At 58.3% G+C, this 21326-nt stretch carries 18 protein-coding genes; 10 read left to right on the top strand and 8 right to left on the bottom strand.

Features of this window, described 5'->3' with window-relative positions:
• Window positions 1-388 precede the first annotated feature (388 nt).
• Window positions 389-625: a hypothetical protein gene (locus tag ACT2B1_RS09225; protein WP_171121584.1), complete on the top strand. Its 237-nt coding sequence runs from the start codon at window positions 389-391 to the stop codon at window positions 623-625.
• Here ACT2B1_RS09225 and ACT2B1_RS09220 read toward each other — a convergent pair.
• Complete coding sequence (locus tag ACT2B1_RS09220; protein WP_171121585.1) at window positions 614-1237, bottom strand: helix-turn-helix domain-containing protein; 624 nt, start codon at window positions 1235-1237, stop codon at window positions 614-616. The genes ACT2B1_RS09225 and ACT2B1_RS09220 overlap by 12 nt on opposite strands.
• Before the next feature lie 65 nt (window positions 1238-1302).
• Here ACT2B1_RS09220 and ACT2B1_RS09215 point away from each other — a divergent pair, with 65 nt between their 5' ends.
• The 5 genes from ACT2B1_RS09215 (at window position 1303) to ACT2B1_RS09195 (ending at window position 7133) form a co-directional block, all read left to right on the top strand.
• A complete protein-coding gene (locus ACT2B1_RS09215) occupies window positions 1303-2820 on the top strand; it encodes a class I adenylate-forming enzyme family protein (RefSeq protein WP_171240706.1) in 1518 nt (505 codons plus the stop codon).
• Window positions 2817-3476 carry a DsbA family oxidoreductase gene (locus ACT2B1_RS09210; protein WP_171121587.1) on the top strand — a complete coding sequence of 220 codons (660 nt, stop codon included), beginning with the start codon at window positions 2817-2819 and terminating at the stop codon, window positions 3474-3476. The genes ACT2B1_RS09215 and ACT2B1_RS09210 overlap by 4 nt, the downstream gene beginning before the upstream one ends.
• Before the next feature lie 76 nt (window positions 3477-3552).
• On the top strand, window positions 3553-4761 hold the full coding sequence (locus ACT2B1_RS09205) for a multidrug effflux MFS transporter (RefSeq protein ID WP_171124817.1): 1209 nt from the start codon (window positions 3553-3555) through the stop codon (window positions 4759-4761).
• A gap of 57 nt (window positions 4762-4818) precedes the next feature.
• Entirely contained in the window at window positions 4819-6483 is a 1665-nt protein-coding gene (locus tag ACT2B1_RS09200) for a tetratricopeptide repeat protein (RefSeq protein WP_481668981.1), read from the top strand.
• On the top strand, window positions 6480-7133 hold the full coding sequence (locus tag ACT2B1_RS09195) for an SH3 domain-containing protein (protein WP_481668980.1): 654 nt from the start codon (window positions 6480-6482) through the stop codon (window positions 7131-7133). Before ACT2B1_RS09200 ends, ACT2B1_RS09195 begins: the two co-directional genes overlap by 4 nt.
• Here the strand turns inward: ACT2B1_RS09195 and mfd are convergent.
• Window positions 7107-10613: a transcription-repair coupling factor gene (mfd, locus tag ACT2B1_RS09190; RefSeq protein WP_481668979.1), complete on the bottom strand. Its 3507-nt coding sequence runs from the start codon at window positions 10611-10613 to the stop codon at window positions 7107-7109. The genes ACT2B1_RS09195 and mfd overlap by 27 nt on opposite strands.
• A 21-nt stretch (window positions 10614-10634) precedes the next feature.
• The gene (locus ACT2B1_RS09185; protein WP_171121592.1) at window positions 10635-11159 is read right to left on the bottom strand and encodes a component of SufBCD complex; all 525 of its coding nucleotides are present in this window, start codon (window positions 11157-11159) and stop codon (window positions 10635-10637) included.
• A 120-nt stretch (window positions 11160-11279) separates the two neighbouring features.
• Between ACT2B1_RS09185 and hemB the strand changes: the two genes are divergently transcribed.
• From hemB to ACT2B1_RS09165, 4 genes are all read left to right on the top strand, one after another.
• Window positions 11280-12278 (top strand): porphobilinogen synthase, encoded by a 999-nt coding sequence (gene hemB, locus ACT2B1_RS09180; protein ID WP_481668978.1) that lies wholly within the window; start codon window positions 11280-11282, stop codon window positions 12276-12278.
• Between the two features lie 140 nt (window positions 12279-12418).
• Window positions 12419-12991, top strand: a complete 573-nt coding sequence (locus ACT2B1_RS09175; RefSeq protein WP_171121594.1) for a lipid-binding SYLF domain-containing protein — start codon at window positions 12419-12421, stop codon at window positions 12989-12991.
• A 174-nt stretch (window positions 12992-13165) separates the two neighbouring features.
• The gene (locus ACT2B1_RS09170; RefSeq protein ID WP_481668977.1) at window positions 13166-15628 is read left to right on the top strand and encodes a penicillin acylase family protein; all 2463 of its coding nucleotides are present in this window, start codon (window positions 13166-13168) and stop codon (window positions 15626-15628) included.
• A gap of 107 nt (window positions 15629-15735) precedes the next feature.
• Window positions 15736-16131 carry a nuclear transport factor 2 family protein gene (locus ACT2B1_RS09165; RefSeq protein WP_171240699.1) on the top strand — a complete coding sequence of 132 codons (396 nt, stop codon included), beginning with the start codon at window positions 15736-15738 and terminating at the stop codon, window positions 16129-16131.
• A 6-nt stretch (window positions 16132-16137) separates the two neighbouring features.
• Here ACT2B1_RS09165 and ACT2B1_RS09160 read toward each other — a convergent pair whose 3' ends face one another.
• The 5 genes from ACT2B1_RS09160 to trkA form a co-directional block, all read right to left on the bottom strand.
• Window positions 16138-16422 carry a putative quinol monooxygenase gene (locus ACT2B1_RS09160; RefSeq protein WP_481668976.1) on the bottom strand — a complete coding sequence of 95 codons (285 nt, stop codon included), beginning with the start codon at window positions 16420-16422 and terminating at the stop codon, window positions 16138-16140.
• Between the two features lie 16 nt (window positions 16423-16438).
• The gene (hflX, locus tag ACT2B1_RS09155) at window positions 16439-17710 is read right to left on the bottom strand and encodes a GTPase HflX (RefSeq protein ID WP_481668975.1); all 1272 of its coding nucleotides are present in this window, start codon (window positions 17708-17710) and stop codon (window positions 16439-16441) included.
• The gene (gene hfq / locus ACT2B1_RS09150; RefSeq protein WP_010440340.1) at window positions 17710-17949 is read right to left on the bottom strand and encodes an RNA chaperone Hfq; all 240 of its coding nucleotides are present in this window, start codon (window positions 17947-17949) and stop codon (window positions 17710-17712) included. Before hfq ends, hflX begins: the two co-directional genes overlap by 1 nt.
• 125 nt (window positions 17950-18074) lie before the next feature.
• Window positions 18075-19613 carry a TrkH family potassium uptake protein gene (locus ACT2B1_RS09145; protein ID WP_171121599.1) on the bottom strand — a complete coding sequence of 513 codons (1539 nt, stop codon included), beginning with the start codon at window positions 19611-19613 and terminating at the stop codon, window positions 18075-18077.
• Window positions 19613-20989, bottom strand: coding sequence for a Trk system potassium transporter TrkA (trkA, locus tag ACT2B1_RS09140; protein ID WP_171211366.1), 1377 nt, complete (start codon window positions 20987-20989; stop codon window positions 19613-19615). Before trkA ends, ACT2B1_RS09145 begins: the two co-directional genes overlap by 1 nt.
• Window positions 20990-21326 lie beyond the last annotated feature (337 nt).

The following is a 21326-nucleotide window of genomic DNA, read 5'->3' as shown; positions in this document are numbered from 1 at the left end:
TGCGTCACAAATTGGGACGGCTGCTACAGATTGGTACGGATACTAATTTGAGTTAATAAACAAAAACTTCGCACAAAAAGCTTTACGCAATGCATCCATGCGTTGTAGCCTTGCAGCATTATAGCGCTTTGCGCGACCTGATTATTGCTTTGAATTTCGGAACATAGCCTTTTCTCAGCCTCGCAGCGTGCGCCTTTTACGGACCAGCCCCCACTCACTCCAAACTTGGGTCCGTATGCCCGTTGCGGATTGCCTGCAACGGGCATTTTGATCCTTGCAGCAGATCGGAAATGGGTGCGACATTTTGTCATGCGCTGACGACCCATGCCCCTTCGTACCCTGTTTATGGCCGAGCAGCTTTGAAACCTGGAAACCGGAAAGCTTGCAGATGTTGAACTGGAATGACCTGACGCAAGACTGGGACGCAATGTATTCGCGCGCCAAACGGCGCTTTCCAAACCTGCGCGACAAGGACAAGCCGCTGTTCAGCAAGGATCGCAAAGGATTTGAGGCTTACCTTGCAGAACGTCACCACCTGACAGTGAACGAAGCCCACGAAGAGCTTGAGGACTTTCTGTTCACGGAAGGCCTGAACCGAGAATTCAGCCGGTCGTTAACTAAGTGACGTCACCCAAAGGATCGTCGCGTCTTCGTCGCTGACAGACACCACGTTGTGCCCCATGCTGCCGTCGTAATAGGCGCTGTCGCCGCGGCGCATTTCCACAGGTTCATAAAACTCGGTGTAAAGACGTACAACGCCTGTAAGCACGTAAAGAAATTCTTCCCCGTCGTGGCGAACCCAACCCTCGAACTCGTCCATCGACCGCGCCCGCACACGCGCCCGATAGGGCAGCATCTGCTTTTTCGTCAGCGTTTCGGCCAGCAACTCGTGCTCGTATGTCGTCGTGGGATGGGCTGTGCCCTCTCCCATCCGGGTGACGGCCATACGGCCAATCACCTGTTCCCGCTGTGGCGGGGTGAAGAGCTGGGGCACTGAAATCTCAAGCCCGGTCGCCAGCTTTTTCAGCGCATCATAGGTCGGAGACATCTGGCCATTTTCGATTTTGCTGAGTGTCGAACGCGCCAACCCTGCCTGAGTTGCCGCTTGTTCCAACGTCCATTTGCGCGCCTTGCGCAGCTCGCGCACGCGGGCGCCAAGGTCCAGCGGCTCAACCTCCGCGGGCTCGCCCGAGTCTCGGGCCAATCGGATCAGGGATGTCTGTTCGTGCGTACTCATGTGCAATTCTATAGGGCTAGGTTGACCTGCTTGCAACGGAACAGACGTCGCGTTAGCCAGTCGCTATGCTTTCTGTCTTCGATCAAGGCCCTGCTTTGGCCTGTCCATCCCCGTTCAATCTGGCGGCGCATGTATTGCGTCAGGCCAATCGGCTGGCCGACAAAACCGCCCTGTCAGTTGTCGGGTCGACCAAGGCGGAACACTGGTCATACGCACAGTTGAAACGCGCCATTCTTGGCACCGGAACTGGTTTGCTGCAGTCCGGCTTAAACCCCGGAGACATCGCTTTGATGAGGCTGGGCAACACGGTCGACTTCCCCATCGCCTATCTGGGTGCGATATCGGTGGGGATCGTACCTGTGCCGACCTCGTCCCAATTGACCGAACCCGAAACCGCAAAGATCATCCAAGACCTAAAGCCAGCAGCCGTTCTGCGTGACCTGACCGTGGCCTGCGCCAACCATCCTGTGCAGATCACTTTGCCCGATCTGACCGCCATGCGGGACCTGTCCCCAGCCACATTCCAGATGGGCGATCCCGAGAGGATGGCTTACGTCGTCTATACCTCGGGCACCTCTGGGAAACCTCGGGCTGTCGCACACGCCCATCGCGCAATCTGGGCCCGGCAGATGATGGTGGATGGGTGGTACGGTCTACGCGAAAATGACCGCCTGTGCCACGCCGGAGCGTTCAACTGGACCTACACATTAGGCACGGGTTTGATGGACCCGTGGACGATCGGCGCGACAGCGTTGATCCCCGAGCCCGGAACCGATCTGTCCACCCTTCCTGCGCTTCTGCGTGACCACCAAGCCACTATTTTCGCGGCCGCACCGGGTGTCTTTCGAAAAATCGTCGGAACGACCGATCAGCTAACCTTGCCGCACCTACGGCATGGGCTCTGCGCAGGTGAGAAGCTGTCGCCCACGCTTCATACACAATGGAAACGCGCCACAGGGACCGAACTGTTTGAGGCCTATGGCATGTCCGAATGCTCGACCTTCATCTCGTCCAGCCCCGAACACCCCGCGCGGGGTGAGGCCTTGGGCCAACCGCAGCCCGGCCGGCGCGTGGCCATCCTTGGGCCAGATGGTCCAGTCCCGCAAGGAACCGAGGGCACCATCGCCATCCACCGCTCGGATCCTGGCCTGATGCTAACCTATCTGAATGCCCCGGACGAAGCGCAGGCGCGGATGCAGGGCGATTGGTTTCTGACCGGCGATCAGGGCGCGATGGCTGTGGATGGGCAGATAACTTATCTGGGCCGCGACGACGATATGATGAACGCGGGCGGGTACCGCGTGTCCCCTGTCGAGGTTGAGGCCGTGCTGTCACAATACCCCGGCATCACGCAGGCAGGTGCCGCCGCCGTCGAGGTGAAACAGGACACATTCCTGATAGCAGCCTTCTATACAGGCCCGGAAAAGCTGGACGAAGATGCCCTGCGCACCTATGTGGAAGCAAATCTGGCGCGCTACAAGCAACCGCGCGCCTTTATCCACCTGCCCGAGCTGCCGACTGGCGGCAATGGCAAACTCCTGCGCCGGGCGCTTCCGGCCTATTTCAAGGCGACCACCGAATGACCCAGACCGTCAAGCTTGACATCATGTCCGACCCGATCTGCCCGTGGTGCTATATCGGCAAGACCCATCTGGACAAGGCGCTGGCCGCGATCCCAGATCACCCCTTTGTCATCGAATGGCACCCTTTCCAACTGAATCCAGACATGCCGGACGAGGGCATGGGCCGCCGCGAATATCTGGAACGCAAGTTTGGCGGCAAAGAAGGTGCTGTCCGTGCCTACGCCCCGGTTGTTGAGCACGCTGAAAACGCTGGCCTGAAAATCGACTTTGAAGGGATGAAGCGCACTCCCAACACGCTGGACGCCCACCGCCTGATCCACTGGGCCGGGATCGAAGGGAAACAAAACGCGGCGGTCGACGCACTGTTCGACGCCTATTTCGTTCAGACACGCGACATCGGAGATCACGAGGTTCTGGCGGACATCGCCGACGGTATCGGTATGGACGCTGCGATCGTGCTGAAACTGCTGAAATCAGATGCTGATCGTCAGGACATCAGTGACCGCGACACGCATTCGCGCCAGATGGGAGTGAACTCGGTCCCGACCTTCATCGTCGCCAACCAGCACGCGGTTCCCGGCGCCCAACCTCCTGAAATGTGGGAGCGCGTGATCGGTGAAATCATGTCTCAACTTGAGGCTTCCCCTGCAAATTAGCACAGCCCTCTGTGCACATTTAGTCTCTGGTGCCACCTGACCTACCGTGATAGCGCGATCAGGTCAGGAGGGCACAATGGCCGGTCGTATGTCACGAGGAGAGTTCGTCGCACTTGTCGCGATGATGTTCGCAACAATAGCGTTCTCGATCGATTCCATGCTGCCCGCCCTGCCCGAAATCGGCGCGCAGCTCAGCCCGGATGACATCAACCAAGCGCAGTTGATCCTGACCTCATTCGTTCTGGGGATGGGGATCGGGACATTCTTTACCGGTCCGTTGTCTGATGCATTCGGGCGTAAACCAGTCATCTACGTCGGCTCTGCACTGTATATCCTGTCGGCGGCGGTGGCATGGTCCAGTTCCTCGCTTGAGATGCTGCTGATCGCGCGGATTTTTCAGGGTATCGGCTGTTCTGCCCCGCGCGTTGTCGCGATGGCAATTATCCGGGATTTGTATTCCGGCCGCGAAATGGCCCGTATTGTCTCGATCGCGATGATGATCTTTACGCTGGTTCCAGCCATCGCGCCAATGATGGGCGCCGGAATTATCGCACTGACCGGATGGCGCGGAATTTTCGCGTCTTTCGTGCTGTTTTCACTGATCACAATCGTCTGGATGGGGCTGCGCCTGCCGGAATCTCTGGCTGCTGAAAACCGACGTCCTTTGCGTCTGCCGCTGATGCTGGACGCGGCGCGCCAGATGTTTGCACATCCAACGGTAAGGGTTTCGATTATGGTGCAGACCCTGTGCCTTGGGATGCTATTCACCATGCTGACCATGGTGCAGCCGATCTATGACGTTATCCACGACAGCGCCGAAAGCTTTCCCTTCTGGTTCGGTTTCGTGGCGCTTATGTCCGGCTCTGCGAGCCTGCTGAACGCAGCCCTTGTCATCCGTCTGGGAATGCGCCGGATCGTGACGTGGGTTCTGGGTGCGCAGATCGTTTTCACGACTTCGGTCATCGTTCTGAACAGCATGGACCTGTCACCGACCCTGTCATTCGCCGTATTCGTTAGCTGGCAAACCGCCGTATTCTTTATGGCGGGCATGACCATGGGCAACCTCAACGCCATCGCGATGGAACCTATGGGCCATATCGCTGGCATGGCGGCCTCGGTCATCGGAGCGATCTCAACGGTTCTTGCCGCGGCGATCGCTGCACCCATTGGCCTGCTGTTCGACGGATCAATCGCACCTTTGGCAACCGGGATACTGACGATGAGCACACTGGGTTTTGGCCTAATGCTGCACATGGGTCGGATCGAAAACAGATTGCCAGCCTGATCTGTGCACCCCCGGTGAATCAGGTTAACCTCCGCTCAACCCGAGTGGAGATTTTCAATGAGCGACTATTACGATCTGGGAACCCATACCTGCACGGTCACCACCGCCTCGGCCAAAGCGCAGCTATGGTTCGACCGCGGGTTGGTCTGGACCTACGGTTATAACCACGATGAGGCCGTAGCCTGTTTCCAGCGAGCGGTCGAAGCCGATCCGAATTGCGCAATGGCACATTGGGGCGTCGCCTATGCCGCCGGTCCCAACTATAATGTGCCGTGGAATCTGTTGGATGACCGCGGCAAGAAGAAGGCGCTGACATTGGCATTTGACGCGACGCAACGGGCGCTTGCTTTGGTCGATGGCTGTACCCCAGTCGAGCAGGCACTGATCCACGCCCTGCCCACGCGTTATCCGCAGGACGACCCAACAGATGATATGCACCAATGGGACTATGACTTTGCAGACGCTATGCGCGCGGCGTTTGCTGAACGACCCGACCATCTGGACCTGCGTACCATCTATGTTGAATCGCTCCTGAACCTCACGCCTTGGCAGATGTGGGACCTGAAGTCGGGGAAACCAGCTGAGGGTGCTGCGACGCTTGAAGCCCAAAAAGCGCTGGAAGATGCGATGGCGAACGATCCAGCAGCCATCTCTCATCCCGGTCTTCTCCATCTATATGTGCACCTGATGGAGATGTCGCCAACCCCCGAAAAAGCGTTGAAAGCAGGGGATGTTCTGCGAACATTGGTGCCTGATGCGGGCCATTTGGTGCATATGCCCACCCATATCGACGTATTGTGCGGTCACTATCAAAACGTCGTTCATTGGAACGAAAAGGCGATCGAGGCAGACCTTAAGTATTACGAGCGCGAGGGCGCTTTCAACGTGTACACAGGCTATCGCCAGCACGATTATCACTTTGTCATCTACGGCGCGTTGTTCCAGGGTCAGATCGAGCCGGCCCTGCGCGCCAATCAGGGCATGTGGGACACTACACCCGAAGAGATGCTGCGCATCGAAAGCCCGCCAATGGCGGACTACTTCGAAAGCTATATGTCCATGGGCCCTCACATCCTGATCCGTTTTGGCCGCTGGGAAGAAGCCAAGGCGCTTGAGCCACCAGAAGACACCGACCTGTTCCTGACCCTGACCGCGACGACCTACTATGCCCGCGCTATCGCTTTTGCGGCGACGGGACATGTGGCCGAAGCCGAGGCCGAGGAACAGCTTTTTCTTGCTGCCAAGGCCCGCGTCCCCGACACCCGGCTGATGCACAACAACCGTGTTACTGACCTGCTGGAGATCGCGCAGGAGATGCTGAGGGGCGAGATTGAGTACCGCAAGAGTAATTACGATGTGGCCTATGCCCATCTGCGACGCTCGGTCGAGTTGGACGACAACCTGCCTTATGATGAGCCGTGGGGCTGGATGCAGCCGACCCGTCACGCATTGGGCGCGTTGTTGTTCGAACAGGGCCAAACTGCCGAAGCTGAAGCTGTTTATCGCGAAGATTTGGGACTGGGCGGCACTCTTAGCCGCGCCTCGATCCATCCAGACAATGTCTGGAGCCTTAAGGGGTTGCACGATTGCCTGAAAGCGCGTGGCGAGGTCGACGAGATCAAGCAAATCAGCCAAAGACTGGATCTGGCACTTGCCCGCGCCGACCGTGCCGTCGGCGCATCCTGCTTTTGCGCGCAGGCGGCGATGAAGGCCGCTGAATGAAGCCCCTTCTGCTTGTTGCCGCCTTTACCTGCGGCCCGGCGCTGGCGGATCGCCAGACCTTTCCCCCTGTGGATGAGGCTGACCAAGACCCAAGCCTTTTGGCGTTTCGGGCCGAGTTGTTGACCAAGGTCAAAGCGCGTGACGCTGACGCGGTCATAGCGGCGGCCTGTCCTGACATTTACCTTAGCCACGGCGGGAATGGCGGCCCCGAAGAGTTCCGAGAGCTTTTGGCCCCCGATCCGGCCACCTTGCCTGAACAAGGAGGCGAGACCTATTGGTCCGATCTTGAAAACACCTTGTTACAGCCCGGCTATTTCGACGAAGACGGTGAGTTCTGGATGCCGCATCAGTGGCAGATCACCCTGCCCGCCACGTTAGACCCTTATATGGCTTACTTCGTCAATGCTGCGGACGTGACTCTGCGCCAGTCTCCAAACCGGGGCGCGCCGATTCTGGATCTGATCAGCCATGAGGTCGTCATAGTCCGGGACTATTCCGAGATTGACGAATACCAGCAGGTTTTGCTGACCGATGGCGGCCAGGGCTACATGCACAGCATGTTCCTGTGGCCGATGGTCGGGTATCGGGCCGCATTCGCCAAGTCAGAGGGCGGTCAATGGCAGTTATGCACCTTCGTCGCCGGTGACTAAGGTGTCACCGGACCGAGCAATGTGATTTAGGTTTTGGCCTTTTTTCTCGGCCATAACCTTTTCGGCCAGGTCCCGCGCAATAGAGAAGGCACCTTTGATCTTATCGTTGTCCTTCTTCCAGTCACGCCGCACGACGATCTTGTTGTCTTTAACCTTAGCCAACCCGCGCTGGTTCTGGATGAATTCGACCAATCCCTGAGGTGACGCGAATTTGTCATTGTGGAACTGGATCGTCGCGCCCTTTGGCCCGCCATCCAGTTTCGCAATACCCGCGCGTTTGCACATGGTTTTGATGCGGACGACCAGCATCAATGTGTTCACCTCTTTCGGCAATTTTCCAAATCGGTCAATCAGTTCCGCCGCGAATCCTTCCAGTTCAACCTTTGTCGACAGCGATGACAGGCGACGATAGAGGCCCAGACGAACATCCAGATCGGGCACGTAGTCCTCGGGGATCAGAACCGGCACGCCTAGATTGATCTGCGGGGCCCATTGGTCATCGCTGTCTGACAGCCCCTCCATCTCACCGGCTTTGATCTTGGCAATCGCTTCTTCCAGCATCGACTGGTAGAGTTCATAGCCCACATCGCGCATTTGCCCCGATTGTTCTTCGCCCAGTAGGTTACCCGCGCCACGAATGTCCAAGTCTTGGCTAGCCAGCGTGAACCCCGCCCCCAGTGTATCCAACGAGCCCAGAACGCGCAGACGTTTCTCGGCCGTGGCAGTCAGCTTCTGGCGCGGCTTGGTGGTTAGATAGGCATAGGCGCGGGTTTTTGAGCGCCCCACCCGACCACGGATTTGGTACAATTGGGCCAGACCGAACATATCCGCCCGATGCACAACCATCGTGTTCGCGGTTGGGATATCCAGCCCACTTTCTACAATCGTTGTGGCCAGCAGAACGTCGTATTTGCCGTCGTAAAAGGCGTTCATGCGATCGTCGAGTTCACCCGCCGCCATCTGACCGTGGGCCACCACATAGGTCAGTTCGGGCAGTTGTTCCTTCAGGAACTCCTCGATCTCGGGCAGGTCCGAAATGCGCGGGACCACGTAAAAGCTCTGGCCACCGCGATAATGTTCACGCAGCAGGGCCTCGCGGATCGTGACCGCGTCAAACTCGCTGACATAGGTGCGGATCGCCAGACGGTCGATGGGCGGCGTGCCGATGATCGACAGGTCGCGCACGCCAGTTAGCGAAAGTTGCAGGGTGCGCGGGATCGGCGTGGCGGTCAGGGTCAGGACGTGGATGTCGCTGCGCAGCTGTTTCAGGCGTTCTTTGTGGCCGACGCCGAAATGCTGTTCCTCGTCGATGATCAGCAGGCCCAGATTGTTGAACCGGATGCCCTTGGCCAACAGCGCGTGGGTGCCGATCACGATATCGACCGTGCCGCGCGCCAAGCCGTCTCGTGTTTGCTGCGCCTCTTTCGCTGAGACAAAGCGCGATAACTGTCGCACCTCCAGCGGGAATCCCCGAAACCGCTCCTTGAAGCTGGCCGCATGCTGGCGGGCCAGCAGGGTGGTTGGCGCGATCACCGCCACCTGCACGCCCGACATGGCGGCGACAAAGGCCGCGCGCATGGCAACCTCGGTCTTACCAAAGCCCACATCGCCGCAGATCAGGCGATCCATCGGCGCGCCCGAATGCATATCCTCCATCACCTCAGAAATCGCGCGCAACTGATCGTCGGTTTCCTGATAAGGGAAACGGGCGCTGAATTCCTCCCACGCATGGGGCGGAGGGTCCATGATGGGGGCTTTGCGCAAGGCCCGTTCGGCTGCGATGCGGATCAGCTTGTCCGCCATTTCGCGGATACGCTCTTTTAGCTTGGCCTTTTTCGCCTGCCACGCGCCGCCGCCCAGACGGTCTAGCAGACCTTCGTCATGGCCGTATTTGGACAGCAACTCTATATTTTCGACCGGCAGGTACAGTTTTGATTGCTCGGCATATTCCAGCAGCAGGCATTCATGAGCGGCACCGGCGGCAGTGACGACCTCCATCCCCATATAACGACCGATGCCGTGATCCACATGCACCACAAGATCGCCGGGCGTCAGGGATTGGGTCTCAGTCAGGAAGTTCTCGGCCTTGCGGCGTTTCTTGGGCTGACGGATCAGGCGATCACCCAGCACGTCCTGTTCGGCAATCACCGTCAGGTCGGGGGTCTCGAACCCATGCTCCAGCGCCCAGACGGCCAGATGCAGGCCGCGTTTGCCAACGCGGGTGCCATCGGTGACGGGGATCACCTCGGCCAGCCCTTCATCCTCGATCAGCCCGGTCAGACGTTCGCGCGCGCCTTCGGAATAAGACGCGATCAGCACCGGGCCTTTGGCCATTTTGTCGGTGATATGCGCAGCTAGGGCACCAAACAGGCTGATGCTTTCCTGCTGCCGTTCGGGTGCAAAGTTTCGACCGATCCGTCCGCCTGCGTCGATCACGCCCGGTCCGCTGGCTTGTGGCAGGGGGCCGAACTGCAGAACCCGCCGGTCGCCAATCGCCTGTTCCCACGAAGCATCGTCCAGATACAACAATCCGGGTGGCGTCGGCTTATACACCGTATCCATGCGCGTTCGGTTTTCCAAAGCCAAGCGCCGGGTTTCATACTGATCGGCAATCGTATCCCACCGCGCAAGACGCGCGGGCGTCACCTGATCATCCAGCGAGATCGTTGCCCCCGGCAGGTAATCGAAAAGTGTCTCCAGCCTTTCGTGAAAGAACGGAAGCCAATGTTCGACACCTTGATGTTTGCGCCCCGCACTGACGGCCTCGTACAAAGGATCATCGGTCCCCGCCGCGCCAAATTCGATGCGGTAGTTTTGGCGAAACCGAGTAATGGCGGCCTCGTCCAGAATAACCTCGCACACCGGGGCCAATTCCACGACCTCAAGCTTTTCGGTCGTTCGTTGTGAGACAGGATCAAACCGGCGCGCACCGTCCAGAACATCGCCGAACAGGTCCAGCCGCACGGGACCGGACTCACCGGGCGGGAAAATGTCTATGATGCCGCCGCGAACCGCATAATCTCCGGGCTCCATCACGGTGGGACTTTGGGCAAATCCCATGCGGACCAGAAACGCGCGCAGGGCCTGTTCATCGACACGATGATTCACGCGTGCGGTAAAGGCAGCTTGTCTTAGCACGTCCCGCGCTGGAACGCGCTGTGTTGCCGCGTTCAGGGTTGTCAGCAAAACGAAACGTTCTGGCATCTGATGGACCAGAGCTGCCAATGTCGCGACCCGCGCCGCCGCAATATCCGCATTCGGCGACACCCGATCGTATGGCAGGCAATCCCAGCCGGGAAACACAAAGACGGGAACGTCCGGTGCGAAGAAAGCCAGCGCCGCGCGCATCGCTTCCATCCGCTTGTCATCACGCGCGACATGACAGACCGGACCGCCGCTCCGGGTCATTTCGTTCAGAACAAGCTGTGCGTCAAACCCTTCGGGGGCGCCGCCAACCGTCACATGGTTCGGAGCCGTCATCGCCTTGCCTTTCCGAATTCTCTATCCCAGAACGCCGATGGAAAAGTTCTGATACATACCCCAAAGCGATGTGATCAAGATCGAAATTATTCCAACGATCTGCGTATAGATTCTGCATCGCGTGAGAATTTTTGACACGACATCCATGCCCGGTTCGGTCCGTTGTAACTTGCGCGCAGCGGAAATGTTGATCAGCATCACCACACAAAGCGGAAACAAAAGCAGAAAGACCGCCTGAGCGAACTCAACTCCGTAGAAAAACCCAAGTATCGCCAGCCCGGTAAAGAAAAAGCAACTTAACGCCAAAATGACCAGCCCGGACACATCCACGATGTATAAAAGCCGGTTCTTGTTGATCCTGACGACGTCCAACAGGTCTTCTTCAGCCTGCCCACCGATGCGGCGTGCGCGAACGACCAGGTCATAAGGAACCCCCATGGCCCAGTGGCTGGCCGACGACCATAGAACGGCCAAACCGATCCAATACCAAAGGTTGGAAAAGCTGCGCATGTCGATGAGTTCAAAAATCGAAGAGTATAAGTCCACGCGTCAGCCCTTTGTTCACTGTCCTTAGGGACCCTCTTCGCATAGGCGCGTCCATCGTTACCCTTGAGACTACGCGGAATTCATGCCACCCAATGCGAGAATATTCAAGGAGAGCGCGACATGAAACCGACCATCGCCCCTTTTCCATTGGCTCGTTTCCGTAGAGCGCGGCAATCTCAGGCCATTCGGGGTCTTGTGCGCGAAAACACACTGACCACAGATGACCTGATCTGGCCGGTATTTGTGCGCGACGGCGAAGGGATAGAAGAACCGGTTCCTTCTATGCCTGGTGTTGTACGGCGGTCCGTCGATCTGATTGCGAAGGCTGCAGTCGAAGCACAAGCACTTGGAATACCTGTGATCTGCATCTTTCCTTACACTGACCCCAGTCTGAAAACCGAAGACTGTGCCGAGGCGTGGAATCCCGACAACCTGTCGAACCGCGCCATTCGCGCCATCAAGTCCGCAGCTCCGGATATTGCAGTGATGACGGATGTGGCATTGGACCCCTACAACATCAACGGTCATGACGGATATGTCGTCGATGGCGAGATTGTGAACGATCAGACGGTTGAGGCGCTGGTGAAGATGACGCTGGCCCAGGCCGACGCGGGTGCTGACATCATCGGGCCATCTGACATGATGGACGGCCGGATCGGGGAAATGCGCCGCGCGCTGGAATCCGCAGGCCACCAGAATGTGATGATTCTGAGCTACGCCGCCAAATACGCCAGCGCCTTCTATGGTCCGTTCCGAGATGCAGTTGGCGCGTCTGGTGCGCTGACGGGTGACAAGAAGACCTACCAGATGGACCCGGCCAATTCGAACGAGGCCATGCGCCTGATCGAACGTGATCTGACGGAAGGAGCCGACATGGTCATGATCAAGCCGGGCATGCCCTATCTGGACATCTGCCGACGCGTCAAAGACACGTTCGGCGCCCCCACTTATGCCTATCAGGTGTCCGGTGAATACGCGATGATTCAGGCCGCTACGCAGAACGGCTGGATCGATGGGGAAAAGGTCATGCTGGAAAGCCTTCTCGCGTTCAAGCGCGCGGGATGTGACGGCATCCTGACCTACTTTGCCCCAGAGGTCGCCCGGCACCTTCAGGGCTAAGACCTCAAACTGTCGCGATAATTCGCCTATTGTGATCGGGGGTGATGCAGCTTTCCCGTGACACGTGGACTCAATAGGCGTATCCTCGCCCATAAGATCGGGAACACCCGACAACTCAGGCAGTCATACAGAGAAAAAACATGAGCAGTTCCAATCCCATTCGACTAAGTCGTCGTGGCTTTGCCTTTGGCATGGCCGGGCTGACCCTAACCGCAGCTTGCGGCAACGGTGTCGGCAACTCGAACGCGGCAACGATCGACGCGCGCGTCGATGCCACGCTGACCGAAATGTATTCACGCTATCCGAACACGGTGGAAATCGCAGAAAAAGCCAACGGCATGCTGGTCATGCCCTTGATAACCGAAGCCGGGTTCGTTTTTGGCGGCGGTTATGGCCGTGGCGCATTGCGGATCAATGGCGCAACCGTGGACTACTATTCTGCCGTAAAAGGCACCGCTGGATTGCAGGTCGGGGCACAGCAATACGCCCACGTCCTGTTCTTCATGACACAGGACGCGCTGAATGACTTCCGTCGTTCCAGCGGATGGACGGCTGGCGCGGATATCGGCTACGTGGTCAGCGATCAGGGCGACTCTCTTTCGACCAACACAACAACGTTGCGCTCCCCGGTACTGGCCGCCGTTTTCGGTCAGGCGGGTCTGCAGATCGGCGCAACCGTCGATGGCACGAAATACACTCGGATCATCCCGTAACACAGCACTAACCCTCTCAGTGCTTAACCCCTACCATGGACGTATCTCTGTGGCAGGGGTTTTTCTTTGCGACGTTGCGCAAAGATACACAATCTTCCGGCGTTCCTCTTTCGGTTGGGATGGGCTTCTACTAATCTGACGCCAAACGGAGATAGATAAGAAAATGGGCCTCAGATGGGATTAGTATTTCGTTGGCTGGTGCGCCTCGCCACGGGCCTCGTTCTTCTTAGTCTGGCCGCCGTCATTCTGGTCTACTTTCTGGCCAGCCAATCCCTGCCCGAATACGATCAAACCGTTGAGGTACGCGGGCTGACTGCGCCCGTGGAAATCGTGCGCGATACCGCCAATGTGCCGCATATTCTGGGCGAGACTGACCCGGATGTCTTCTTCGGGCTTGGGTACGCACATGCGCAGGACCGTCTGTGGCAAATGACCGTCCTGCGACGCACCGCCCAAGGGCGCTTGTCCGAAGTGTTCGGCGCGCGCACGGTTTCAATCGACAAGTTGCTGCGACGGCTTGACCTTTACGGCCTTGCCCATCGCTCGGTCGATGTGCAGGACGACTATACCAAGGCTGCGCTGCGCGCTTACGCGACCGGTGTCAACGCGCGGCTGGACGAAATCAACGAGATGGCGCTTGGGCGTGGCGCGCCCGAAATGTTCCTGTTCAATGCGCCTGTTTCCCCTTGGCAACCCGGTGACAGCCTCGCTGTGATCAAATTGATGAGCCTTCAGTTGTCCGGCCATCTTGAGGACGAAGTGCTGAGGGCGCGCACCTCGCTCATGCTGAACACCCCGGCGCGGCTGGCCGATATCCTGCCCGATGTACCGGGTGCCGGAATTGCGGCCCTGCCCGAATATGCCGCCTTGTTCCCGGGTTTGCCCCGATATGCAGCCGGATCGCCGATGCCAGACAGTCCGCTTTCGCCATTCCCGAAACGTGGATTAGCCGGGGCATCAAACGCCTGGACTGCCGCACCATCACGATCGGCCATTGGTGGGACGCTGCTAGCGAACGACCCGCATCTGGGTTTCACTGCACCCGGAGTTTGGTATCTGGCCCGGCTGGAACTTGAAAAAGGTGGCGTCATCGGCGCAACAATTCCGGGCATTCCTTCGGTCATGGCGGGGCGCAGTGATCGGCTGGGATGGGGGCTGACCTCATCTTATCTGGATGATCAGGACGTTCATATTGAACAGCTCAACCCCGACAATCCCGAAGAATATCTGACCCCGGACGGGTACAAGTCATTCCGAACCCGCCCGTCAATCATCGAGATCAAGGATGAGGCGCCCATCACACTGACCCTCCGATGGACGGAGAATGGACCCCTTCTGCCCGGCAGCCACTACGATCTGGGAACCATAACACCGCAGGGCCACGTTGCATCGCTGTCCTGGACGGCCCTAAGTGCGCAAGACACGTCAATGACCGCGTCGATGGCCTTGATGAATTCTGATACCGTGCCGCAGGCGATTGACGCAGCCGAACTGTTCATCTCCCCATCTCAGAACCTGTCGCTGGTGGATAAGGACACGATCGGCATGAAGCTGATCGGGGCCATGCCCAAGCGCGACCTGCGCAATCAAAGCCGTGGACGCATCCCCACCCCCGGATGGCTGACCGAGAACCGCTGGCAGGGCCGCCTGCCCTATGCGGACAACCCCGAGTTTGTGGCCCCTGCCGGTGGCATACTGGGCAACACAAACAACAAGGTCATAGACCGCCCCTTCCCCGAGCATGTTTCATATGAATGGGGTGACACGCAGCGCATTCACCGCTGGGAACGCCTAATGCAATCGCGCGAGGTTCACACGCGTGACAGCTTTATCGAGGCGCAACTGGACACCGTCAGCTTTACCGCCCGCTCGCTGCTGCCCTTGATTGGCGCGGACCTGTGGTTCACCGGAGCATCGGCCCCAGAAGGCACGCCCGAGCGTCAGCGCCAGATCGCGCTGGGATTGCTGGCCGAGTGGAATGGCGAGATGAACGAACATCTGCCCGAACCTCTGATCTATGCCGCTTGGCTGCATGCGCTGCAAATCCGCCTGATCTCGGACGAGCTTGGCCCGTTGGCTGCCAAATACAAACATGTTGAGCCGCTGTTCATAGAACGTGTTTACCGCGATATCGACGGCGCGGCAGTATGGTGTGACGTACGTCAAAGTGCGCCCACGGAAACCTGCACCGACATGGCGCGGCTGGCGCTGGACGACGCGCTGATCTGGATTTCCGAGAAATATGGCGGGTCGCTGGAATCCCTGCGCTGGGGCGATGCTCATCAGGCGACCCATGATCACCCGGTGCTGGGCTCGGTCCCGGTTCTGCGGTTCTTCGTCAATATCCGCCAATCCACCAGCGGCGGCGACAATACATTGCTGCGTGGGCGCACTTCGGGCGAAGGGCCGGACCCGTTTCAGAACGTGCACGGCGCGGGTTATCGGGGCGTCTATGATTTCGCGGACCCTGACAGTTCGGTCTTCATTACGGCCACCGGTCAATCGGGCCATTTCCTGTCGCGCTACTATGACGATCAGGCGCAACTTTGGCGGCGTGGGGAGTATATTCCGATGTCGCTGGATCTTGATCTGGCCCGTGCAGCGGCCGTTGGCGTGACGAATTTGATCCCGCGCTGATTTCGTCTGTTCGGCAAGACCTTGCCCCTTTTTCACGGTTGCGTGGACGCAGCCCCTTGTTTTGGCTTACGATCCCAGTGGTCATTGATTGGAACCGGGGGGTATTCATGGCCAGTATTCGGGACACGTTGAACAACCTCGCGCGGGATTACGCAATCGCGTGGAGCTCTGGCGATCCCGAAGCGGTCGCCGGTTTTTTTGCACCGGATGGAACAATCACAGTCAATCGTGGTGATCCGTTTGTCGGACGCTCGGCAATCGCGGATATGGCGCGCGGGTTCTTTGACGAGTTTGTCGACCTAGAAGTTCGATGCGATATGCTGAGATGGGCCGGAACCCACGCAATCTTTGTCTGGACACTGGAAGGGCACCACGCCGAAACCCGCAATCACGTCATCACCCGGGGTTGGGAAGAATGGGACATGACGGCTGACAACAAGGTTCAGTCTTCGCTGTGGTGGTACGACGCCGAAGACTATCAGCGGCAGATCGACGGGGTCTGACCCAGCCTACCCCTTGGTAATCTGGTACGAACGTGGGATGCCCTGCGTGATCCCGAACCAGTCCGAGTTTTGCGTGCGTTCCTGATGCGCATCAAACGACGTTTGATCCCGAAACACCTCGTTGACATTAAACCGACCCGGGGTTTCCGCGTCTTCGGTGACTTCGAAGGACAAGCACCCCGGTTTCGCCCGTGTCAGCGCAATATGCTTGGGCAATGCGGCGCGTACTTGCTCAAGACGATCTATCGGTACGTCGATATGACCAGTCAAAAAGACCTTGCTTTCGGACACTGTGCCCCCCGTCAACTCAAAGCGCCGAAAACTGAGCGGCCTGCTTGTCGGTCCAGAGAACCGTGATCTGGAACCCGTCCTCTGTCTGCTTTTCGGATCGGACGACGTCCTGACGGAATAGCCACGCGCGCTTGTCGCCTTCGGCAAATCCAAGGGTCAACGTGCTTTCGTGCCGTACGCCCTGCAGTTTGACCGCGATATCGGCCAGTAGCGGCTCTATCCCCTCACCCGTCACTGCGGAAATCGCAAAGATCGCAGGATCGCGATCCGAACGCGCTACGGCGGCTTCGCGATCCTCGTCGCTCAATAGGTCGATCTTGTTCCAAACCTCAAGCCGCGGACGTTCATCATCAACCCCAAGCGAGCTCAGGATCGTTTCGACATCCCGCGCCTGTTCGTCGGTTTCGTCATGGCTGATATCGCGCACATGAACAATGATATCGGCGCCCAGAACCTCTTCCAGCGTGGCGCGGAAGGCCGCGACCAGCTCGGTCGGCAGGTTCGAGATAAACCCAACTGTATCCGACAGGATCACCTCGGGGCCATCAGGCAGTTCAACCCGGCGCATAGTCGGGTCCAACGTGGCGAACAACATGTCCTTGGCCATCACCTCTGCCCCAGTTAGCCGGTTGAACAGCGTCGACTTGCCTGCGTTCGTGTAGCCCACTAGCGCAACGATGGGATATGGCACCTTAGCGCGCGCCGCACGGTGCAGGGTGCGGGTCTTGACCACCTTCTGCAATTGGCGACGCAAACGAACAAGCTGTTCGTCAATGGCGCGTCGGTCGGCTTCGATCTGTGTTTCACCCGGACCGCCGACAAATCCCAGCCCGCCCCGCTGCCGTTCAAGGTGGGTCCACGCCCGAACAAGGCGCGTCCGCTGATAGCTAAGCGCAGCCATTTCGACTTGCAGAACACCCTCGCGGGTCCGCGCACGATCGCTGAAAATCTCAAGGATCAGCCCCGTCCGATCAAGGATTTTGACCTTCCAGGCTTTTTCAAGGTTGCGCTGCTGAACAGGGGTAACCGGCCCGTCAATCAGAACCAGTTCGATTTTGTTATCGTGCAGCCGTTCTGCCAGTTCTTCAATCTTGCCGCTGCCGAACAGCAACCCGGGCTGGGCGCGTTGCAGGCGCACGATTTCCGAGCCGACCACGTCAAGGTCGGGCAAAGCGGCAGCCAGTGCCACCGCCTCTTCCAGCGCCGGTTCAGGAACACGGCGCTGTTCATCTGACTTGATTTCCGGATGCAGCACCCAAGCGCGGGTGCGCGTCCTATCGTGTTCCATCAAGAGGCGTCTTCGCCCTCATACAGGCTGATCGGCTGCGACGGCATGATGGTCGAAATCGCGTGCTTGTAGACCAACTGCGACTGTCCGTCGCGGCGCAACAACACGCAGAAGTTATCGAACCAGGTAATCACACCCTGCAATTTCACACCGTTGATCAGGAAAATTGTGACCGGGACCTTTGCTTTCCGTACATTATTCAGGAACGCGTCCTGCAGATTCTGTCTGTCCGAAGCCATATTTTTATAATCTCGCCATTGTTCTTGCTACGCGCTGCGGACCAACGCGCTCCCTCCGGCAGAGTATGGAGTGTCGTTAACCGAGTTTCCAGATGAAAAATAAGACATTCTGCGGGTGTGGATTCTTAGCCCCGCCAAAGTGTTGGCGTTATCAGCGCTACAATCGCCAGTGTTTCAAGCCGACCAATGACCATTGCGGCGCACATTGTCAGCTTGGCGCCTTCCGACAAGTCCACCAGCCGCAGCGGAACATCCGTGGCCAGTTCGATCAACGGCCCGGTCGTACTAAGCGCGGCAACCGTCAGAACCATCGCCTGTTCAAACCCAGCCCCGGTCGCGGCCAGCAGCAAGTTGAAGGCCGCAGCGGTCAGCGCAAACATCATCAAAAAGATCCAAGCGATGAAGGCACCATCGCTTTGGATGCGTCTGTTGCCGCCACCCACCCCACTTACCGAGGACGGATAGATCAGTCGATCAATTTCGCGCGCACCGTTGAGGTACAGGGCAAACACGCGCAACAGTTTGACGCCACCTGCCGTTGTCGCAACGCCCCCGCCAATCAAGGCCAACCCCATCAGGATCAGGCCGGGTGTTCCCAATCCGGACAATTGCTGCGCGTCGTTCCAGTTGGCACTTTCGAATCCTGCAGTCGTGAGAAAGGACAAGGCCGTGAATGTCATGCCCCAGATAACGTTCAACGCCTGCAGCGGTTCCATCGTGTTGCCAATTTCATTCACACCCGCCCACACACGAATGAACAGCAGTATCGCGACCGAAAGGACAATCATCAGCCCGATCCGGAACTCCGGGTCTTTGTCCAGCCGAGAATACCCTGTCATGGCTGTATCGGTCGAAAACGTCAGACGGGAAAGCGCGAAGAAGAGAAACAGAAACAAAATCGCCTCGCCGGTAATTCCCGCCTGCGCGCCCTCAAGCCCCCCCACAGGCGAAATGCCGGACGTTGCCATGGTAGACATGGCATGGCAGATCGCGGTCAAACCCTGCTCACCCGCGATCAGCAGAAGCAACCAGATCACTGCCGTCAGACCTGCGTAGACGGGCGTCAGAGTACGCGCGACACGTATCAAACGACCACGCGGATCGACCTTTTCACTCTGCGCCACGCCCGAGACCGGGCGTCCCGGCTGCCCTCGGGCCGTTACTTCGAACCCACCCAGTGACAAGGGTGCCAGAATAGCTGCGGCAGAAATCCACATCAGCAAGCCACCCATCCATCCCACTTGCGCCCGCCATAGATGTAGCGGCGCGGTCAATCGGTCAGGGTCGGGAAAAATGTCCGCTCCGGTCGTCGTCAATGCGCTGACCATGTCGAAATACGCATTCAGGAACGTGGTGTTCCCCAAAGCATCATGCAGCGGGATCGCCAGAAAGATCGGCAGGATTGTAAAACAGGCCAGCAACACAGCCAACTGCCCCAATGTGCCGCGCCGTGGAACCCGGTTGGATGATGCAAGCGCAACGGTTGCAACGACAAACAACCCCAACAACCCCGAATAGAAGAAAGACCGGGACGTGTCGTGGTCATCCAGCGCGAGCGCATAGATCGCGGGGACCCACATCGACAAAGCAGCGATGCCCCAGATGAGCAGGAACAACGGCAATCGCCGCACCAGCCCGATCCTGTGTGCCTGCGCCCGCTCCATCAGAAGAAATCAATCGAGACCTGTAGCAACCGTTCGACCTCGGGCACGTCCTTGGCCATGGCAAAGATGGCGACCACGTCTTTTTCCTCGATCCGCAAGCTGCCGGTTGGCCGAAACAATTCTTCCCCTTTGCGAACCGCGCCAACAAGGACACCTTCGGGAAAGTCGATATCGCGCAACCGCTGCCCCGCCATAGGTGAGGTGGACAGAACCTCAGCCTCGATCACTTCGGCCTCGGCATCGCCGATGGAATAAACCTGCCGAACACGTCCATGGCGAATGTGACGCAGGATCGAGCTGACCGTGGTCGCGCGTGGGTTGATATAGGCATCAATTCCCAAAGGTCCCATCAAAGCGACCATGCTGGGGTCATTGATCAGCGCAATCGCCAGTGCACAGCCTTCGGCCTTGGCGCGCACGGCAGCCAGCATGTTGGCACGGTCGTCGTCAGTGACGGCCAGCATCGCGTCTGCACGTTCAATCCCGGCCTCGCGCAGCAAAGCGGCATCAAGCCCGTCGCCATTCAGAACAATCGTACGCTCCAGCGCCTCGGCCGCGAGTTCGGCGCAATTGCGGTCCCGTTCGATGATTTTGGCACGTACGCGGCTTTCGCGTTCTTCCAGCGTGCGGGCAACTTCGAGCCCGACATTCCCGCCGCCGACGATGACGACGCGATCCTGTTTCTTTTGCGCCTTTCCGAACACTTCCATCGTGCGGTCCACGTCTTTGACATTGGCAAAGACATAGCATTCGTCGTCGACGAAAAGTTGGTCCTCGGATTCGGGGGCAAAAAGGGTGCCTTCGCGCCGCACCCCGACGACAACAGAGCTGAGCGTGGAGAATAGATCGGTCAATTGCCGCAAAGGGGTGTTCACAATTGGGCAATCCTCGTCGATGCGAATCCCCAAAAGCTGCGCCTGGCCGTCCATGAACATTTCGGTATCAAAGGCTGAAGGCGCCGAAAGGCGGCGCATGGCGGCGGCTGCGACCTCTCGCTCTGGGCTGATCACCACGTCGATGGGAAGGTGATCCCGGCGATAAAGATCCGAGTGGATCGCCTCAAGATAAGATTTTGACCGCAGTCGCGCGATTTTCCGCTGAATCGAGAATACCGAATGCGCCATTTGGCAGGTGACCATATTCACCTCGTCCGAATGGGTGGCGGCAATGATCATCTCGGCGTCGCGCGCACCTGCGCGTTCCAACACGTCGGGGTAGCTGGCGAACCCGGCGATGCCCTGAACGTCCAGTGTTTCCGTCGCCCGCCGCACGAGGTCCGGGTTATTGTCCACAACCGTTACATCATTCAATTCGCCCGACAGGTGCCGTGCAATCTGCCAGCCAACCTGACCAGCACCGCATATGATGACCTTCATGTTTTTGGCCCTCTTGCCTGAAATCTTTGAATGACAGATGCCCTTATAGCGGTCAATTGAATTGTCATACCCGTGCAATCAAGGCAAGATAACCCTATGAAAACAGTGCTTCGATTGCTTATTCCTGTTCTGACGCTCACCTCATGCGGCCCACTTTCCATGTATTACCGTGAGGGTGAAAGCGTATCGCGCATGCAAACGGACACGACCGAGTGTCGGGTGCAGGCGGTCAACAACGTGCCAGTCGCCACTCAAGTGCGGCAATCCCCGCCAACATATTGGCCCGGTCGAACCTATTGTCACGGTAACGGAAGATGCTACCGATCGGCTGGATGGT

The sequence above is a fragment of the Ruegeria sp. S263 genome (assembly GCF_056780525.1).
This window is presented reverse-complemented; position numbering and strand designations above follow the sequence as displayed.

Excerpts from the sequence above, each read along its gene's own strand:
- ACT2B1_RS09200 (WP_481668981.1), top strand. The coding sequence starts at position 4,819 with ATGAGCGACTATTACGATCTGGGAACCCATACCTGCACGGTCACCACC.
- ACT2B1_RS09215 (WP_171240706.1), top strand. The coding sequence starts at position 1,303 with ATGCTTTCTGTCTTCGATCAAGGCCCTGCTTTGGCCTGTCCATCCCCG.
- ACT2B1_RS09220 (WP_171121585.1), bottom strand. The coding sequence starts at position 1,237 with ATGAGTACGCACGAACAGACATCCCTGATCCGATTGGCCCGAGACTCG.
- ACT2B1_RS09210 (WP_171121587.1), top strand. The coding sequence starts at position 2,817 with ATGACCCAGACCGTCAAGCTTGACATCATGTCCGACCCGATCTGCCCG.
- ACT2B1_RS09225 (WP_171121584.1), top strand. The coding sequence starts at position 389 with ATGTTGAACTGGAATGACCTGACGCAAGACTGGGACGCAATGTATTCG.
- ACT2B1_RS09165 (WP_171240699.1), top strand. The coding sequence starts at position 15,736 with ATGGCCAGTATTCGGGACACGTTGAACAACCTCGCGCGGGATTACGCA.
- ACT2B1_RS09195 (WP_481668980.1), top strand. The coding sequence starts at position 6,480 with ATGAAGCCCCTTCTGCTTGTTGCCGCCTTTACCTGCGGCCCGGCGCTG.
- ACT2B1_RS09205 (WP_171124817.1), top strand. The coding sequence starts at position 3,553 with ATGGCCGGTCGTATGTCACGAGGAGAGTTCGTCGCACTTGTCGCGATG.
- ACT2B1_RS09170 (WP_481668977.1), top strand. The coding sequence starts at position 13,166 with ATGGGATTAGTATTTCGTTGGCTGGTGCGCCTCGCCACGGGCCTCGTT.
- ACT2B1_RS09175 (WP_171121594.1), top strand. The coding sequence starts at position 12,419 with ATGAGCAGTTCCAATCCCATTCGACTAAGTCGTCGTGGCTTTGCCTTT.
- hflX (WP_481668975.1), bottom strand. The coding sequence starts at position 17,710 with ATGGAACACGATAGGACGCGCACCCGCGCTTGGGTGCTGCATCCGGAA.
- ACT2B1_RS09145 (WP_171121599.1), bottom strand. The coding sequence starts at position 19,613 with ATGGAGCGGGCGCAGGCACACAGGATCGGGCTGGTGCGGCGATTGCCG.
- hemB (WP_481668978.1), top strand. The coding sequence starts at position 11,280 with ATGAAACCGACCATCGCCCCTTTTCCATTGGCTCGTTTCCGTAGAGCG.
- mfd (WP_481668979.1), bottom strand. The coding sequence starts at position 10,613 with ATGACGGCTCCGAACCATGTGACGGTTGGCGGCGCCCCCGAAGGGTTT.
- hfq (WP_010440340.1), bottom strand. The coding sequence starts at position 17,949 with ATGGCTTCGGACAGACAGAATCTGCAGGACGCGTTCCTGAATAATGTA.
- trkA (WP_171211366.1), bottom strand. The coding sequence starts at position 20,989 with ATGAAGGTCATCATATGCGGTGCTGGTCAGGTTGGCTGGCAGATTGCA.